Raw genomic sequence first — 16,650 nt, 5'->3', positions numbered from 1 at the left:
CGCTAACAAGATGAGCCTAGACTATAAGAAGTACGTGAAAAGCATTCCGGATTTTCCCGAAAAGGGAATTATCTTTCGTGACATCCTTCCGTTGATGGCGGATGGGGAAGCTTACCGGGCAGCAACCGATGAAATTGTCCATTATGCGATTAATAAGCAGGTGGATATGGTAGTGAGCCCAGAAGCACGGGGCTTTATCGTTGGATGCCCAATTGCTTATGAATTAGGCGTTGGTTATGCTCCAGCCCGTAAAGAAGGCAAGTTACCACGTAAAGCAGTCAGCTCCACGTACAATTTGGAATATGGTTCTGCTACTTTACAGATGGAGTATGACGCTATCAAGCCGGGCCAACGTGTTTTAGTAGTCGATGACCTGCTAGCTACCGGTGGGACAATCGGCGCCACCATTGACTTAGTCCACCAGTTAGGCGGTAAGGTTGTCGGTTGTGCCTTCTTAATTGAATTGACGGCGTTGCACGGCCGGGATAAGTTGAAGGATTACGACATCAAGACATTGATGCAGTATTAATATTAATTAATCAAAAAGGCAACCGGAAAAAGTCCCGGTTGCCTTTGTTCGTCTATTCGAAAAACGATTAGAATGTCTTGCCTGTATAAGGCCGGCTTGGTAAAGCATTGAAGTCATAGTTTGCAATGTCATTTACCGACTTCGTGTAATAGCGCAGTGCTTGGCCAATCATTAGGTTCAACGGTTCATCCAGTTCTTGGAGAACGACGATCGGTTTGCGGGTGGCATTGGCATAGCCAACTTCAAAAGCCGTCCCTGAGTCCATATTTTGGTTGGTAAAGTCACTGACAGCGCAGATGACGTCAGCTTTGTCAATTTCTTTAGTATCCAGTTCAAAAACCAGGCGGGCCCATTCTGGAGTTCCCTGTTTGCCTTCGTTGTCAGTTGTGTTGGTTTCCATTGGACTGAAAAAGCTATCGACCGTCGTATTTTGTTTTAATGCTGCCTCGACCCGGTGGATGCGGTTAATTTGTTCATCACTAAAAAAGGGACCAGCTAAGTATATTTTTGCCATTGTAATAAATCCTTTCCGTTGTTGGAATACTTGTTTATGGACGTTTGATATGGAATCCCGCTCTTGATTGCGACCTGACGAGCAGGATTTTGTCCATTCCCCGCTTGAATGACGTTGCCCATGTAAACCGTACCAATTGCTGATGCTTTGACGTTGGCGCGTTGAATGGCTGCTTTAACAGCAATTGTGCCGAGTTCGACTGCTGATAGTGATGACAATGAACCGCCAAATTTACCGATTGGTGTGCGAACAGCACTGATAAGATAAACTGAATGCAGGCTTCCCATACGAACCTCCTTATTAAAACCGATATAACTATTGTAACTAAAGCTGGATTGAGCGACAATAAGATCTAATGATAAAAACTGAGGAGAAATGATTTTATGATTTTTTTGGCGCTATTTGGTGGGTTAATGTTAATCCTGAGTGGTTTTTATTTGGCTAATTCATGGATGGAGTATCGCACTTGGAAATGGCCAACATTTATGGTCGTGATCAGTTTAGCGATGATGGTGATTGGTATCTGGCGTTTGCCAGTCTGGCACCACAGCAATAAGTCGTCCACTGCTTCGAGCAGTCAAACAAGTCAGCGGACTAACGCTAGCAGTTTAAGCAGTTTTTCCAATCAACAAAATATGACGACTAATAATGGTCAAGACCAAAGCAATAAAGAAATGTATATCTTGCGGCAGCTGCAAAAGGGTTACAGCAAAATGGGCAACGTGCAGTTTGATAGTTCTACAAAGACTTACAAGATCAAACCGACTAATTCAGACACTAAAAAGGCTTTGAATTACCTTGTCCAAAACCCTGATCAGGGCAGCCAAATTGGTTGGTCAAATTTAACCAAGTCCATTCGGAAGACTTCCTCGCAGATTAAGCCTGGTTTAGGCAGTGGTTACTCAATCAGCCTGATGAAGCCGGGTAGCAATACGACACTATATACTGCTAAAGATGGTAAGACTAGCTATGACTTTACACAAAAGTGATAGCAAATGAAAAGGAGTTGGAGAAGAACTGTTCTCCGACTCCTTTATTGTTTTCTGTAGTCAAGCCTTGTTAGTTCACTTGATATTGACGTTGGTGATTCTTTTGACCAGTCAAAATGAAGTGGCTCTTATCATGACTCGTGTCGAACTGAATGTCTTTTTCCTGCAAGCCTAGTTGATTGTTAAACATCGTTTCGTACTGTTTGATCGATAATTTCTGGCGTTGATTTAGGTCATTTTGGACATCATTGATCTGATTGGCAAAACCAGGTTGGAGCGTTCCGGTGAAGAATTCACCCTCAGCACCTGATCCGTAAGAGAAGAGGCCGATTAATTCACCAGCATGATGTGGGGCGTTTTGGAGGTATGAGATTAACCCTAAATACAGTGAACCGGTATAGAGATTACCAACTTCACGACAGTAGACTTGACTGGCCTTTAATGAAGTGCGTAAACGCTGAGCTACTTTATCATCGCGATCGCCCAGCAAACCGTTCAGCCCTTTTGTTGCCATTTTGGTGAATGGCAGGTGGGTGAGGATTGCATCAAAATCATTTAGCTGCATACCGGTTTGCTGCTGGTAACGACCAAAGCAATTCTTGAAAAAGTCAATGAAAACCTGCGTTGAGTAATGACCATCCACCATGGCATTTTCTGAATATAAAGGACGCCAAAAATCCATGATGTCCTTTGAATAGCTGACTGAGGTTTGGTTTAATTTCAAAATGCGGGGATTAGTTGAAATGATCATCGCTACAGCGCCGGCACCCTGAGTGACTTCACCGGGTGTATTAATTCCGTAGCGTGCAATATCGGTGCCGATCACGAGTACTTTTTCTTGTGGATTTAATGCAACTAAACCCTTTGCCATGATCAGTGCAGCGGTGGCACCATAACAGGCTTGCTTGATCTCCACTATTCGAATGAAATCAGGGAGATCCAACAAGTGCTTCACGTAGCTAGCTGCCGCTTTAGAATTATCAACACCTGATTCTGTTGCAACCAAGACTGTTGTGATTTCCTTTTTAAGTGTTGGCGTTAATAATTTAGCTGCCGCTGATGCACCAAGTGTTACAGCGTCTTGTGTTGGTGGAACAACTGCTTGTTTGCTTTGACCAATCCCGATTAAGTATTTATTAGGGTCAACGTTGCGGGCTTTAGCCAAGTCAACCATGTCGATGTAGTAGTCGGTTGTTGAAAATGCTAATTGATCAATGCCAATGTTCATTGTAGGGCCTCCATGGTACAAAGAAAGTAAAATAAAAGCCCCAAAACGTTACTGTAGCAACGTTTTGAAGCTGAAACAAGAGGAGAGTACAGGTAATATATACTCAACCCTCTATAAACGTTGATATATCAATGATTTGAGCGTCTGCTCAATCGTTTTAAAAGCGTTTTTTGAGAACAATTTGAGAAAGTCAATTCATGAGATTCTCAAAGGTGTTCGCAACCTTATGATTCGGTTGCTTATCCATGTTAACATATACCCGTAAAGTTGTTTCCATTGAAGAGTGCCCTAACCTTTCGGAAACTGTCTTGACGTTGGTATTATGCTCAACAAGTAAGGTGGCGTGAGTATGACGCAAACCGTGGAAGGTAACGTGTTTCATGCCATATTTCTTGGTAATATGGTTAATGTATTTATCAGCTGCTGCTTCGGGCATTGGTTTATTCTTGCGATAAGTCGAAAAAACCAGTTGATTCTTAATCTTGTAGGTATCAAAATTGAAATAGATCATTAGTTTGTGCTGTTGATGTTTCCATCTATGGAGGTAATTCATGGTGGTTTCATCAACAGCTATTTTTCTTACTGACGATTTATTTTTAGGACTGCCAATATAAGATTTAGTAGCTCGTTTTAGCGAACGCTTAATCTGGATAACATTGTGTTTAAAGTCGACACAGTTCCATTCCAAGGCTAGTATTTCGCCACGCCTCATACCTGTGGCCGCTGCTAACCATAACATCATAAAAGCCCGTGGATTGTCTGGTTGATAATCTGCTTTAATATGAGTAAGAAATTCTTTGAATTCTTGCTGATTAAAGTAATTATTGATAGCTGGCCGGGCTTTTTTCTTTGGCTGAATAACGCTATTCATTGGGTTTGTGTGAATATAGCCCAGCTGAACCGCACGCCTTAAAACAAGGTTTGTATATAAGGCACAGTCATTTTTTACTAAAATTTTGTCCCAGTGATTGACCAACCGTTGAAGTAGTGGAACCGAAATATCGGCCACAGGGTAAGATCCTAAGGCGGGCAAAATGTGATTTTTAAATATCTGCTTGGTCTTATGTGCTGTTGTGTCCACAACGCTTTCTGCGTACGCAGGGAGCCACTTTTTATAGACTATCGCAAAAGTAATCGTCATGTTCTCAGCATTGCCGTAGTGGTCAATATCGACCATATACGTTCTCAGCCATTTTTGCGCTGCGGACTTGGTTTTGAATCCACGCTTTGATGATTGTTTGCCATTAGGTTTGCTGTATTTAACATACCAGCGTTGACCCTTAGCAGTTTGATACTTGTAGTAAGAAGCCATAATTTATACCCCTTTCGCTCAGCTCATTGGCACGGAAGGATATGTGAAGGGGTTATGACTAATTATTATTGAACAATGCTTTATGTTTCAAGTTAATTGGAAAACTTTTAGCTAAATCAAGTGTCGCTTTTTGTAATTGTGATTTATTGTCGCTGGTATAAGGCTTTTTGCCGGCGGATATTTGGTTTAAATTATAAATTAATTCTTCTAAATCTAATTGTTGTTTTTGTGTTCCATGTGATCTAATTCTATTAAGCAATTCAAGAAAGTTGGCTAATGTTTCAATATTGAATGGATCAATAGGATTTTTTTTAATAATCTCAAGTTGTTTATTAATTCTTTTACCATGAACACGCTGAGAATTGTTCATTTGTTTTTGAACAGTCCCCCACGTGTCCAAAAGTATTTCATTAATTTGTTGCTTCTCAGTAGCGCTTACTTCCTGACCACTTTCACGTTTGTTTAGAAGTTGCTGGGTTTCTTTTACGGTCAAATGGTTACCATATAACAAGTAATTGACTGAGACATTGGCTAAATCAGCAATGTTTTTTAACTTATCAGCACTAGGCAATGTTTTGCCATTTTCCCAGCGTGATACAGAACCTTTATTAATGTTAAAATGCTCGCCGAATTGTGATTGATTTTCTCCTAAGTGTCTTCTTATATTTTCTATACGTTGCCCCACTTCGATTTTATTCATAACTTTACCTCTTAAAAAAAAGTTGCATATTAGTTGTTGACTTCATTTTATTGCTGCTGTATGATTAAGTCAATCAGAGGTTGCATATTAGTTGCACACCAATGATTTTTATTTGGGGTTAAGTTGCATATTAGTTGCACTTATTGTAAAGAAAGAAAGTGAAATCATGGAACAATTCACAACAAAGATTGAATTGCCGCCTGAATTGTCCAAAGCAATTAAAGCCGCTGTTGTGAATGCGATTAATGAAGCAAAAGACACTAGCACAAATGTACCTACGTATATGTCTAAAAAACAAGCGGCAAAATATTTAGGCGTTGCTCCTAATACACTTGATATGTGGATTAGAGACGGTGAAGACGTGCCATATAAACAAATTGGCCGAACATACCGTTTTAATCGTAATGACCTAGACAAATTCATGGCAACTAAATAAATCCAGGCACGGAAGGATATGTGAGGGAGTTATGAATTTTGAAGGGAGGTGAAAGCGATGTTACGGAAATTAGATCAAAGTATCTTGGCATTTTGGTCAACTAGCCCAGACGAGCGGGTGTTCGCATATCTGGTAACGTTTGGCCCAATCGTAATTCTGTTATTAGATGTTGCAATTATGACAATGTAGAGAGGTAAAAATATGAACAAAGATGATATTGCTATTGAAAATGCTTTATTAAATGATGCGTCAGAAAATCTGAATGCCTTGCGAGGAAACGGAACAGTGTTTGTTGATGGAAAAAGGCTTGGACGTTTGCAACTTGTAAATGAAACAATCGAAGGGCTGCTTAATTATCGTGATTTGTTGAAAAATAATAAAAAAGTCATTACCGGCATAAAGTTTGGCGACTAGCCCGGTAATGACGTATATCAAGAGAATTCGGTAAAGAAAAAAGTCTATTGATGAACCACCAACAATAGACTCCCCTATCTTTATTGAATTCTCTTCCATTATAGCAGAAAATGGAGGAATTTAAAACTATGAAAGAAACACAGAAATTACAAGATTTAATTGACAGCGCCTATGCCGATGACTGTATGTTAATTGGATATGCGCAAGCCTTAAGCGATTTAATCGAAGACGTTACGCACTGTGTTAATAAGCAAGATTTTAGCAGCGTTCCAAAAGATAAGGCTTTCTTGGCTGCTTACGGGCTTTTTAATCGTAAAGAGGCATTGAATGCTTTAATCGCTGGTATTCGGGAACGTGCTAAAAGCATTTCCGAAACACTAGATTAGGCGGTGAAGGTTTATGTTTGATGCACAAAAGATACCACAAGAAATGAAGAATGCCGATCGGTGGATTATCTGGGAAATTAAGTTAAACCCAGAAAAGGACAAGCATGACAAAAAAGTGCCTTACCGTCTCACTAAACCTTATGGTGAAATTAATGCGGAAGATCCTAACAACTGGTTATCATTCCATGATGCTTACCACCTGTGGACGAATTACGGGCACCATGACCGCTTCCCTGGCCTGGGTTTTGTGCTTGGTAATGGTTGGGCTTGCCTAGATATAGACAATTTAACAGCGGCTCAGGTTCAACAAGTTAGGGCCAAGCATACCACACCGGCAATTTTAAAAAGCACTTATTGTGAAGTTAGCCAGTCTGGCAAGGGACTACATTACTTCTTTCATGCTAACGAACAAAGTAAATTGCCTAAACGCCACGACAATAAAGAAATGTACAGCAACAAACGTTTTATTGCTATGACTGGTGATTGTGTCACGGTATCAACAATCAAGCACTTAACCGATCCAGAGTATTTAAAACTACACCATGAAATGATTGGGGAACGTTCACAGGTGGTGAAGACAAGGGTCAATATCAAGGCGCCTAATCAGTTATCGGCAGAAGATAATAAACGGTTTCGTGACGCAGCGAATGCTTTATATCTAACGATTAAGCAAAATTCGTTAAGCGCTTATGATCAAGACAATTTAAGAGCTTTGATTCACGGTTACGCTGACCATGACGATCGTAGCCAGCGCGATGAACGCGTATGTTGCACATTAGCATACTGGCAAGCAAGTCCGCAGTTGATCGACTGGATGATACGTCATTCGGCCTTATATCGGCCAAAATGGAACGAATACCGCGGGAAACAGACTTACGGCGAAATGACAATTAGCGGTGCCATTGCCGCTAAACAGCCAGAGCCAACATACAAATTTAATTTTCAATAGATGGGAGGTAGGTAAATGGATAAAAAAAATAAAGAGCTTCAAAGATTATGGGACATATACAATTCTTTGTGTGATCAACTTAAGTTAAAAAATCATTTTAACAATGAAGATGGCCTTAAAGAAAAATGTAAAGCAGTACGGCGAGCGTTTCTTGATGCTACTAATTTTGATCTTAAAGCGGGCGACGAAAAATATAAATTAACCCCTGCTATGGTTGCATCAACATTCAGAAGTTGCTTTCACTTTTATCTGCTAGATAAATCTGAAAATGTTCGAATTGCATTTTACAACCCTGTGGAAGGCATTTATTCAAGAAATTATCGTATTTTAAAAAGATATCTTGGGTTCTTTGAGCCTTACTTAACCGAAAACCAAGCCAATAATGCAATTTATTGGCTCCGTAACTTTGCGCGTTATAGGGCTCTTAAAGAAGAGGATAACAAATATATTGCTGTGGGTAATGGTCTATTTAATCTAAAAACCAAGAAGCTAGAACCATTTTCATACTCTCACATTATCCTAACCAAGGTCAACACCAATTATGTTGAAGGCGCAAAGTCTCCGAACATTTATGGGTGGACAGTTGACAAAATGTTAGATCGTTTTGCTAGTGGTGACCAAGAAGAAGTTAAACTTTTCTGGCAGATTATCAACGAAGCCCTGAATGGTAACCGTACACGTAATAAAGCATTCTTTTTGGTTGGCAACATTCGTGGCAACAATGGTAAGGGTACTTTTCAGGACATGGTTCAATATCTTGTTGGCAATGATAACGTAGCCCATTTAAAAGTTGATGAATTTGAAAAGCGGTTCGCACTTCAACCTTTAGATGGTAAGACGGTTTGCATTGGTGACGATATTCAAAACGGATATATTGAAAATACTTCTAATTTTAACAGTGTTGTTACCGGTGACGTGGTTACTATTGAGCCTAAAATGCAACCAGTATATGACACCCGCTTACACACTACTATTATTCAATCATGCAACACCATGCCAACGTTTGGCAAAAAAGGTGGCACAATGCGCCGGTTGGTTTTAGTACCGTTTAAAGCTAATTTTACTGGCAGTAATGAAAATCAAGATGTGAAAAACAAGTATTTGAAACGCCAAGACGTCCGGGAGTACATACTTTATAAAGCATTAAATATTCCTGATTTCAACACATTTATTGAACCAGCTAAATCTAAAGCTCTCAAACAGGACTTTGAAGCAACTAACGATTCATATGTAGCATTTAAGACTGATATTTTTGATGCTGGTAAAATCGACCGTATTCCAACAGATGTAGCGTTTAACTGGTATAAAAGCTATTGCACATGTAATGGCTATGAGCCTACGAAAAAGCCAAGAGAATTTAATCGCCGAATGCTGGACACATTAGGCAACGAATATAGAAAGAGCAAAGCACGACTTTCTGAAAATGAAAAGACTAAGATCATGACTTTTAATAGGCAATGCAAAGAAGCCGGAATAGGACACATTAATATTCAAGACCCATTCAGTAAGCCGAACCCGACTTGTTTTATTAAAGAATAATGTACAGAAAGATTAACTGTACATTATTGAAAAGTGTACAGTGAACTGTACAGCTATAAATACTGATATATCAGTGCATGTAGCCTTTTTGTACACTTGTACAGTTTTATATATTAAGAAGCAAAAAATAGTAAAAGTAAGAAAAGAATATAAAAAGCAGTTGAAAAAAGTGTACAACTGTACAACATCATCGAAACGTTGATATGACAGTAATAAAAACGTACAGAAAAACTGTACATGTACACTTAACTAACTGTACAAAACACACCAACCGTGTACGCCTTAATTACGTCCACAGGTGGGGTAAAGAAATGAGGTTATCAAAATGGGAGTATATCAAGTAAAGGCATTTCAATCACAATATCTTGGTCTATTACGCGACCGATTAAACAAGTGGTTGGTAAACGTTAATTGTATCTATGTTCATAAAGTTGAATATTCGACAGCAGTGGTTAGATCAATTATTCATTATTCGGTAATCGTATTTTACTCAGTACCACAAGATGAGGTGACGGATAATGCTTAAGTATGATATTAGCCGAATGAAAGAGCGTGCGCTGTTCGGTACAACTAAGAGCGTACCGAATAGAAACTTAGGCTCAAGCAATGAGTATTTTGTACCACAGTTTGAAGTGTGGTGCGGTGAATACACAAATACACAAACTCAGACTTATAGTAACTTAGGGACTGATATTGATGTTGACTTAGTTATTGTGATTCGACACAATCCACAGGTCAATGACAAGAAGATCCTAGTGCGATACAAAGGCGTGGTTTACAAGATTAGCGCGATCAATAGTGATGACCAGGTAAACGCCTTTGATACGGTAACGCTGGTTCGTGATAAGTCACAACCACAACTGTTACCGGATAAGTTAGCAGAGAAATAAACATTATTACGGCTAGTCAATTGGCTGGCCGTTTTTATATGGAGATGATTATCAATGATGAAACTTTGCAAAGAACCTGGTTGTAATAAACCGATACCGATGGACACTGATTACTGTCAGATCCACGCTGAGATGCACAAGCGGCAAGCTAGGCAACCATACTACAATGAAGCCCAACGACAACAGCAAACACGTGAGAAGCATTTGACGAACAAGCAGATATACCACAAACGAATGTATGCAAGTGATGAAAGCCAAGCACAACAATTCTATAAGACGACAGCATGGAAACATATGTCGCGACTGTTCTTAGAAAACAATCCAGTGTGCATTGAATGCTTGAAACATGGCATTGTGAGGAAGGCTGACGTGGCTGATCACATTGTACCGATACGCAAGGACTGGTCAAAACGGCTAGATATGAACAATTTACAACCATTATGCGCAAAACATCACTGGCAGAAAACACAAAAAGAAATCAAAGAGCGACAACAAGCACGACAACACCAAAAATATTTTTAACCCGGGGGCATGGGTTAGGCCAAAAAGAGCCGGAACATCTGCCCAAGTTCTTTTAAAAAGCTCTCAAAACAAAGTAAAAAGCGCCAATCGTTGATAGATTAGTGCTTATTTTATATATTTATTCGTATTTATCTGTACTTTTATTTTACAAGCAAGAAGTGACAACATCAACATTTTTTTTAAATAAATTAATCCGATCAAGTGCATTATCTGCCCTTTGATATGCTTTATTGTTATAATAAAGATGTATTAATGTCTTATAAGTATGTCAAAAATGAAATGAGGTGATTTAATGGCAAGGCCAATGACGACCAGACGGACAGGCCATATTACTACGCAAGAACGGAAGCAAAGAGAAGCCGCTGAGAAAGCATTGCAATCTTATCCACCCCTACCCGTGGAAGCCCCAGAGTGGCTAGACAATACCGCCAAAAAGGAATGGAACCGAATTGTACCGCTGCTCAAACAGAGTACCCCGGTAAGCAGCCTTGATACTTCTTTGATTGCTACTCACTGTGCGCTGTACTCAACCATCATTAAATGCGCTAAGGGTATGGATAAAGAAGGTGTGGTAGTTGGTGACAAACAATCACCGTACTTTATGGCAAGCGACAAAGCTATTAAAAGTCTCAAGTCGATTGACGCTCAGATTGGCATGACCCCACGATCGCGGGCAGCCCTAGAAATTCATAAGGCAGTGGCAAGCGATACCCCAGACGATGAGTTTGAAGCGATGCTATCTTGAGTAAAGATGTAGCAGTTCAATACGCTAAGGACGTAATAAGTGGTAAGCAAGTAGCCGGGAAGTTGGTTATTAAGGCTTGTCAACGGTTCTTAGATGATCTAGGCAAGCAAGATACGAAGGATTTCCCATATTATTATTCAACCGCATACGCCCACAAGGTGATCAAGTTCATTAGTGCTTTACCTCAAACTAATGGCAAGCCCTTAACGCTTGAACCCTTTGAAGTGTTTATTCTGTCTAACATTTACGGGTGGCGGCAGGTTGATGATAATTCATTGCGCTTCAATCGTATCTTGATCAGTGAAGCACGTAAGAACGGTAAGTCATTTCTGCTAGCGGCTATTGGTGTGGTGTCATTGCTACTAGAAAAGCAACCGGAAAGAAACCGGCAGATACTTTTTACTGCTAACAGCTCCCAACAAGCCCACTTGGCCTTTGATATGCTATGTGACCAGTTAGCCAGCGTTCAACGAAAATCTGCTTATATGCGCGGTCGGGTGAAGATTAATAAGCAACGGGTTACCGACTTAAAGAGTGGTTCGTTTGCGGTTCCACTATCGACAGACAACCACTCAACCGATGGATATAACCCAACACTAGGAATTGTTGATGAATATCATCAATCGCGTGATAAGACCATTCTTAACGCCTTAAAGTCCGGTATGATTCAACAAGATAATGGTATTCTAGCAATCATTTCAACCGCTGGCTTTAACCTTCACAGCCCGTTCAAAGAAGAATGGGACTATTGTTCTGACATTCTCAACGGGAAAATTAAGAATGACCGGTATTTCGCTATCATGTATTGTTTGGACAATAGAAAAGAAGTTCTGGACGAAACTAAGTGGATCAAGGCCAACCCGTTAATGAGCAACCCTAAAATTGCTAAGACCATGCGAGAAAGTATTCATAGTGATTTAGACGTGGCTATGAAGCAGCACAATCTAAATAATGTGTTGGTTAAGAATATGAATATGTTTGTTCAACAGAGTTCTGCTTCATATATTAGTGCCCAAGATTGGCAAAAAGGCTTGATTAACAAAACTCCTAACATTCACGGGAAAGATGTTTACGTTGGTTTGGACTTATCTCGGCGCGGTGACTTAACCGGTGTGAGTTGGCTAGTCCCAACAGGTGACGGTAAGTTCTTCGCCGACACAAAAGCATTTGTTGGCTGGTACGGTGGCATTGAAGCCAAGTCTAAAACTGATGGTTTTGATTATGAAGCAGCGGCAAAACGTGGCGAGTGTAGTATTTCAACCCTCAAAGCAGGCACGATTGACTATGAATCCTTGTTTAATTGGATTGTTGAGTTCGTCCAGAAAAATGAATTGAACCTTAAAGCACTAGTATATGACCCGTACAACATTCGTGTGCTGGAAGGCGCAATTGAGAAAGCCGGTTATAATACCGTGGCCGTGTCGTTGGTTCAGTCCAGGCGAAACCTTAGCATACCGCTCAGGACCTTCAAAGATGAATTGATTAAAGGCAATATCTTACACACTGACAACCAGATGTTAGCCTTCAATGTAGAAAATGCCATTATTCGTTATAACTTCAATGGTCAGCCACTCTTGGACAAAGAAAAAGGCGCTAACAAAATTGATTGTATAGCTGCTTTAATTGATGCGTGGGTGATTGGTGAGGACTATTACAGAAACCAAGAACAAAGTCAAAAAGCTAACGATTACTACCTGAGTGATCAATTTAGTTTCTAATGAAAGTGAGGTGAAACGATGGGACTATTTAAAAATCTGTTTAGCAGTAATACGCCCAGTAGTACGCAAGACCCGGTGCTTGATGCCATTGTATCTATTTCTAGCAGTGATCCAGGGAATAGTTATGTGGGCGGTTCTGTGTTGCGAAATACCGATGTCTATGCGGCCGTCTCTAAAATCGCTGGTGATCTGGCAAGTAACCCGATCAAGAGCGATTCACAGCTTTACACCAAGATGATCAATGACAAGCCCAACGATAACATGAACGGTTATTCGTTTAAGTACGCCCTAGCAACAGAGTTATTGCTAAACGGCAATTCATATGCCCGGATTGACCTATCAACTCACAGTTTGAAGTTTATTCCTAACAATCAAATGGAATTACAACAAGATACGCAAACTGGCGAGTTAACCTACATTTTCCACCCTCTGGAAGGATCTAACCAGGTGATCGACCCGTCAAACATTCTTCATTTTAAGTATTTAACTATTGATGGTCTAAAAGGTGTGCCGCCTTTGTACGCTTTACGAGATCAAATTAATATCCAAAAAGCCGGTAATGACTTGATGAATGCGTTCTTCAACAACGGGGTGCATGGGACCGTGCTACTTACGGCAAAACAAGCTGACTTATCACCGGAAGCCCGGGAAAATATTCGACAAAAGTTTGATGAAGCTACGACCGGTGATAGAGCGCTAAATACGATTGTTACTGATGATTCAATGGACATTAAAAGTCTACCTTTGAACACTGATGTGCTGAAACTGGTTAATTCTAACGATTGGACCACCCGACAAATTGCGGAAGCCTTCTCAATTCCCCCGGAAATGTTAGGTGTTGAGAATGCTCATAGCAATCAGGAACAATCGAATTTACAGTATTTACAAGGCGGGTTAGCACACTATGAAGAAGCGTTTATTAATGAATTAAATTATAAGTTGAATGCTTCGTTTGCCTACGATAATAGTAAGCTGTTAAGTCTTGACCCTCAAGCACAGCAACAACTTGCCGTGGACGGATACACCAACGGTTTATACACCAAGAACGAAGCCCGGGCAATCCTAAACCTTGACCCGGTAACTGGTGGCGATAGTTTCATAGAAAGCGAGGAAAATAATGGAAAAACGATTGACAACTAACGCTGAATTGCGAGCTAGTACTCCTACGGGAACTACCCCGGAGAACAAGCCCGATAATCAACAGCAGCCAAAAGACAATCAGCAATCACAACCACAAGATAAGCAACAGCAGAAACAGCCTAACCAGGTTGAGGGCTACGCTTTGATGTTTAACCAACCTTCAAAAGACTTAGGTGGTTTTGTTGAAGTAATCGACCCTCATGCCCTGGATAACGTGGACTTGTCGAAGGTGGTTATGCTGGATCAACACGATTACAGCAAGCCACTAGCAAGCGTGGAAGCTGGTACGTTGAAACTTGATGTAGACGATAAAGGGCTTCATTTTGTAGCTCAGTTGGATCCTAGTGTTAGCTATGCTAACGATACTTTCAACAATGTTAAGAATGGCAACATTAACTCAATGAGTTTTCGCTTTGATGTTGACGATGGTTCCGATAGCTGGTCACAAGATGATAGCGGTCAAACAACCCGAACCATTAATCAGATTAAATCGTTATTTGAAATTTCAGATGTTACTGTTCCGGCGTACGACAGTTCTAATGTTAGCGTAGGCGAAACCAGTACTCGCAGTTATAACCAATTTATCGAAAGTGAGGAAAAACGCAATATGAAGAAGACAATTATTAATCAATCAGATAATCAAGGTGCAAACGAAACGCGTAGTTTTGAGGACTTTATTCGTTCACGCGGTGAGGTGCGGGACGGCCTGACTACTAGCGGCGCTGAAGCGGTAATTCCTGAAGAGGTCGTAACTCCGGTTCTTGAATTAAAGGATAGTAAGTATAATCTGGCTCAATACGCTACTGTTAAGAGTGTTTCTGCTGGTTCTGGTCATTATCCAATTGCTAAGCGTAACAACACCGCTGTTCTTGCTACCAAGGAAGAATTAGCAGACATTGAAGATGTTGATGCTAACATGTTTGAAGATGTTAAGTTTGAAGTAAAGACCCGTGCGGGCAAAATTTCCCTCTCAAACGAGACGCTCAATGATTCAGCCGTAGACATTGTTTCCGAAGTTAAGGGTCAGCTTCAAAAATTGGTTGATAACACCGACAATCAAAACATTATTAAAGTTTTGACTGGTAATACTTTCCAGAAGAAAACCGCTGCTAACACTGATGATTTAAAGGAACTTTTCAACGTTGAATTAGACCCAGCATTGAATAAGATGTGGTTGGTCAACCAATCTGGTTTCAACTACCTGGACACTTTAAAGGACAATGAAGGCCGTTATCTGTTGCAACCAGACCCAACGGCAGCTAGTGGCTTTTCGTTGTTTGGTGCACCAGTTGTTATGATTAGCAACACGGTACTGCCTAACAATAGTGACGGCAGTTTCCCAATGATTCTTGGTGACTTGGCGGAAGCTGTTGCCGTATTCCGGCGCAATCAAGTAACGGCACAATGGGACCGGTTCGATCAGTTTGCCCAGGGGCTCTCTGTGATCGTGCGAGACGACTATGAACCAATCTCAGCAGATGCGGCGATTAACATTTCATTATCTGGTGCTAAAACCGCAAACAAGTAATAAAAGCCAATAAAACAGATCCTTTTGAAGGACCTGTTTCTAAAAATATAAGAGGTGATAAGATTGCTTTTTGATTTTGTTAAACAAGATGATATAGATCAAAAAGCAACCGCTCAAAATGTGAGGAACTTCTTTTATCGTGATGTTGAAAATATTATGGAGTTCACAGGTTTTGATGTTCAATCTGTGCGGTTTGACAGTCAACCCAGTGGTTCAAACCTTAATGGTGTTGAAAGTCAAATGGTTCATGGTATGGACATACTCAAAGAATTGCGGGCAGTTTTGGACACTATTTATAGTCTAGATACTAAAAGCCGTGACATTATGATTATGAGATTCCTACAACACCGACAAACTAAAATGATTGCGATTCGTCTAGGGTACTCATACAGCCGTTATAAAGACTTACAGCGTAAAGCCCTAGTTAAATTCGCAATCAATTATTACTTAAAGACTAATCGACAATTGGTTATCTATAAATAGAGGGTCTGTCACTACGGTGGTGGACCACTTTTTATATGAAGGGAGATAATACCATGACAGACTTACCCACTGTGGACGTAGATAGTGTAAAAACGGCTTTACGGATTGATACCACAGCAGACGATGAAATGATTCAATCTTACATTAACACGGCAAAAGATTACGTTGCTAAGGCCGTAGACAGTAAAAAGACGATTGAGGATTTTATGAAGCTGAATAGGTTTCGCTTAGCTGTGTTGCTGCTAGTTCAATTCTGGTATAGCAATCGGAACACAGACATGAAGCAAACACCGTACCAAGTTGTAAGTTTAATTCAACAATTAAGGAGCGAGAACTAGCAAAGAACATATGATCAATTTATAATATAAGTAGGCGCTAACAACGCCTATAAGTTCGAACACTACTTAACTTGGCGGCAGGATTACTTTTAAGTATCGTTTGACTTCTTTATTAATGTTTTAGATTCTTGTTTCCTCTAAAACTAATAAAATAGCTGTGTTGTAGAGTTTTGCTCACCGGGTAAAACCGGCAGAGTTGTACGCAACATTAAAGAGCTGTCAACATTAAGGCGGCTCTTTTCTTATATGGATGCTTAGGTTGCGTCTCAGACAAAAGTTTAAACATTCCA

General features: G+C 40.2%; 20 protein-coding genes. 15 read left to right on the top strand and 5 right to left on the bottom strand.

Translation table 11 applies throughout. The features are described from left to right. The first annotated feature begins 10 nt into the window (after positions 1 to 10). Entirely contained in the window at positions 11 to 529 is a 519-nt protein-coding gene (locus AB3114_RS03100; RefSeq protein WP_367341908.1) for an adenine phosphoribosyltransferase, read from the top strand. 67 nt (positions 530 to 596) lie between these two features. Here the strand turns inward: AB3114_RS03100 and AB3114_RS03095 are convergent, their stop codons facing one another. Then, positions 597 to 1,043, bottom strand: a complete 447-nt coding sequence (locus AB3114_RS03095; RefSeq protein ID WP_367341798.1) for a nucleoside 2-deoxyribosyltransferase — start codon at positions 1,041 to 1,043, stop codon at positions 597 to 599. Then, on the bottom strand, positions 1,025 to 1,330 hold the full coding sequence (locus tag AB3114_RS03090) for a hypothetical protein (RefSeq protein ID WP_367341797.1): 306 nt from the start codon (positions 1,328 to 1,330) through the stop codon (positions 1,025 to 1,027). The genes AB3114_RS03095 and AB3114_RS03090 overlap by 19 nt, the downstream gene beginning before the upstream one ends. Positions 1,331 to 1,426: 96 nt before the next feature. Between AB3114_RS03090 and AB3114_RS03085 the strand changes: the two genes are divergently transcribed. Further along, the gene (locus tag AB3114_RS03085) at positions 1,427 to 2,032 is read left to right on the top strand and encodes a DUF308 domain-containing protein (RefSeq protein WP_367341796.1); all 606 of its coding nucleotides are present in this window, start codon (positions 1,427 to 1,429) and stop codon (positions 2,030 to 2,032) included. 70 nt (positions 2,033 to 2,102) lie between these two features. Here the strand turns inward: AB3114_RS03085 and AB3114_RS03080 are convergent, their stop codons facing one another. From AB3114_RS03080 to AB3114_RS03070, 3 genes are all read right to left on the bottom strand, one after another. Then, positions 2,103 to 3,260 carry a hydroxymethylglutaryl-CoA synthase gene (locus tag AB3114_RS03080; protein ID WP_367341795.1) on the bottom strand — a complete coding sequence of 386 codons (1,158 nt, stop codon included), beginning with the start codon at positions 3,258 to 3,260 and terminating at the stop codon, positions 2,103 to 2,105. Positions 3,261 to 3,450: 190 nt separating this feature from the next. Continuing rightward, entirely contained in the window at positions 3,451 to 4,572 is a 1,122-nt protein-coding gene (locus AB3114_RS03075) for a tyrosine-type recombinase/integrase (RefSeq protein WP_367341794.1), read from the bottom strand. A gap of 58 nt (positions 4,573 to 4,630) precedes the next feature. Next, a complete protein-coding gene (locus tag AB3114_RS03070; protein WP_367341793.1) occupies positions 4,631 to 5,272 on the bottom strand; it encodes a helix-turn-helix domain-containing protein in 642 nt (213 codons plus the stop codon). Between the two features lie 91 nt (positions 5,273 to 5,363). Here AB3114_RS03070 and AB3114_RS03065 point away from each other — a divergent pair, with 91 nt between their 5' ends. From AB3114_RS03065 to AB3114_RS03005, 13 genes are all read left to right on the top strand, one after another. Continuing rightward, a complete protein-coding gene (locus tag AB3114_RS03065) occupies positions 5,364 to 5,708 on the top strand; it encodes an excisionase family DNA-binding protein (protein WP_367341792.1) in 345 nt (114 codons plus the stop codon). A gap of 201 nt (positions 5,709 to 5,909) precedes the next feature. Then, entirely contained in the window at positions 5,910 to 6,122 is a 213-nt protein-coding gene (locus AB3114_RS03060; protein ID WP_367341791.1) for a hypothetical protein, read from the top strand. A gap of 128 nt (positions 6,123 to 6,250) precedes the next feature. Next, positions 6,251 to 6,508: a hypothetical protein gene (locus tag AB3114_RS03055; protein WP_367341790.1), complete on the top strand. Its 258-nt coding sequence runs from the start codon at positions 6,251 to 6,253 to the stop codon at positions 6,506 to 6,508. A gap of 13 nt (positions 6,509 to 6,521) precedes the next feature. Further along, a complete protein-coding gene (locus tag AB3114_RS03050; protein ID WP_367341789.1) occupies positions 6,522 to 7,457 on the top strand; it encodes a hypothetical protein in 936 nt (311 codons plus the stop codon). Positions 7,458 to 7,472: 15 nt separating this feature from the next. Beyond that, positions 7,473 to 8,996, top strand: coding sequence for a phage/plasmid primase, P4 family (locus tag AB3114_RS03045; protein WP_367341788.1), 1,524 nt, complete (start codon positions 7,473 to 7,475; stop codon positions 8,994 to 8,996). A 542-nt stretch (positions 8,997 to 9,538) separates the two neighbouring features. Continuing rightward, positions 9,539 to 9,886, top strand: coding sequence for a phage head closure protein (locus tag AB3114_RS03040; RefSeq protein WP_367341787.1), 348 nt, complete (start codon positions 9,539 to 9,541; stop codon positions 9,884 to 9,886). Positions 9,887 to 9,940: 54 nt separating this feature from the next. Continuing rightward, the gene (locus AB3114_RS03035; protein WP_367341786.1) at positions 9,941 to 10,408 is read left to right on the top strand and encodes an HNH endonuclease; all 468 of its coding nucleotides are present in this window, start codon (positions 9,941 to 9,943) and stop codon (positions 10,406 to 10,408) included. Positions 10,409 to 10,700: 292 nt separating this feature from the next. Continuing rightward, positions 10,701 to 11,153, top strand: coding sequence for a phage terminase small subunit P27 family (locus tag AB3114_RS03030; RefSeq protein WP_367341785.1), 453 nt, complete (start codon positions 10,701 to 10,703; stop codon positions 11,151 to 11,153). Further along, complete coding sequence (locus tag AB3114_RS03025; RefSeq protein WP_367341784.1) at positions 11,150 to 12,871, top strand: terminase large subunit; 1,722 nt, start codon at positions 11,150 to 11,152, stop codon at positions 12,869 to 12,871. Before AB3114_RS03030 ends, AB3114_RS03025 begins: the two co-directional genes overlap by 4 nt. An 18-nt stretch (positions 12,872 to 12,889) precedes the next feature. Beyond that, positions 12,890 to 14,011, top strand: coding sequence for a phage portal protein (locus AB3114_RS03020; protein WP_367341783.1), 1,122 nt, complete (start codon positions 12,890 to 12,892; stop codon positions 14,009 to 14,011). Beyond that, complete coding sequence (locus AB3114_RS03015) at positions 13,989 to 15,539, top strand: phage major capsid protein (RefSeq protein WP_367341782.1); 1,551 nt, start codon at positions 13,989 to 13,991, stop codon at positions 15,537 to 15,539. The genes AB3114_RS03020 and AB3114_RS03015 overlap by 23 nt, the downstream gene beginning before the upstream one ends. A 63-nt stretch (positions 15,540 to 15,602) precedes the next feature. Continuing rightward, positions 15,603 to 16,022, top strand: a complete 420-nt coding sequence (locus tag AB3114_RS03010; RefSeq protein WP_367341781.1) for an ArpU family phage packaging/lysis transcriptional regulator — start codon at positions 15,603 to 15,605, stop codon at positions 16,020 to 16,022. Positions 16,023 to 16,075: 53 nt separating this feature from the next. After that, positions 16,076 to 16,360 carry a head-tail connector protein gene (locus AB3114_RS03005; RefSeq protein WP_367341780.1) on the top strand — a complete coding sequence of 95 codons (285 nt, stop codon included), beginning with the start codon at positions 16,076 to 16,078 and terminating at the stop codon, positions 16,358 to 16,360. The last annotated feature ends 290 nt before the right edge of the window (positions 16,361 to 16,650 follow it).

The organism is Limosilactobacillus sp. (genome assembly GCF_040772465.1).
Classification (GTDB): Bacteria; Bacillota; Bacilli; order Lactobacillales; family Lactobacillaceae; genus Limosilactobacillus.
This window is presented reverse-complemented; position numbering and strand designations above follow the sequence as displayed.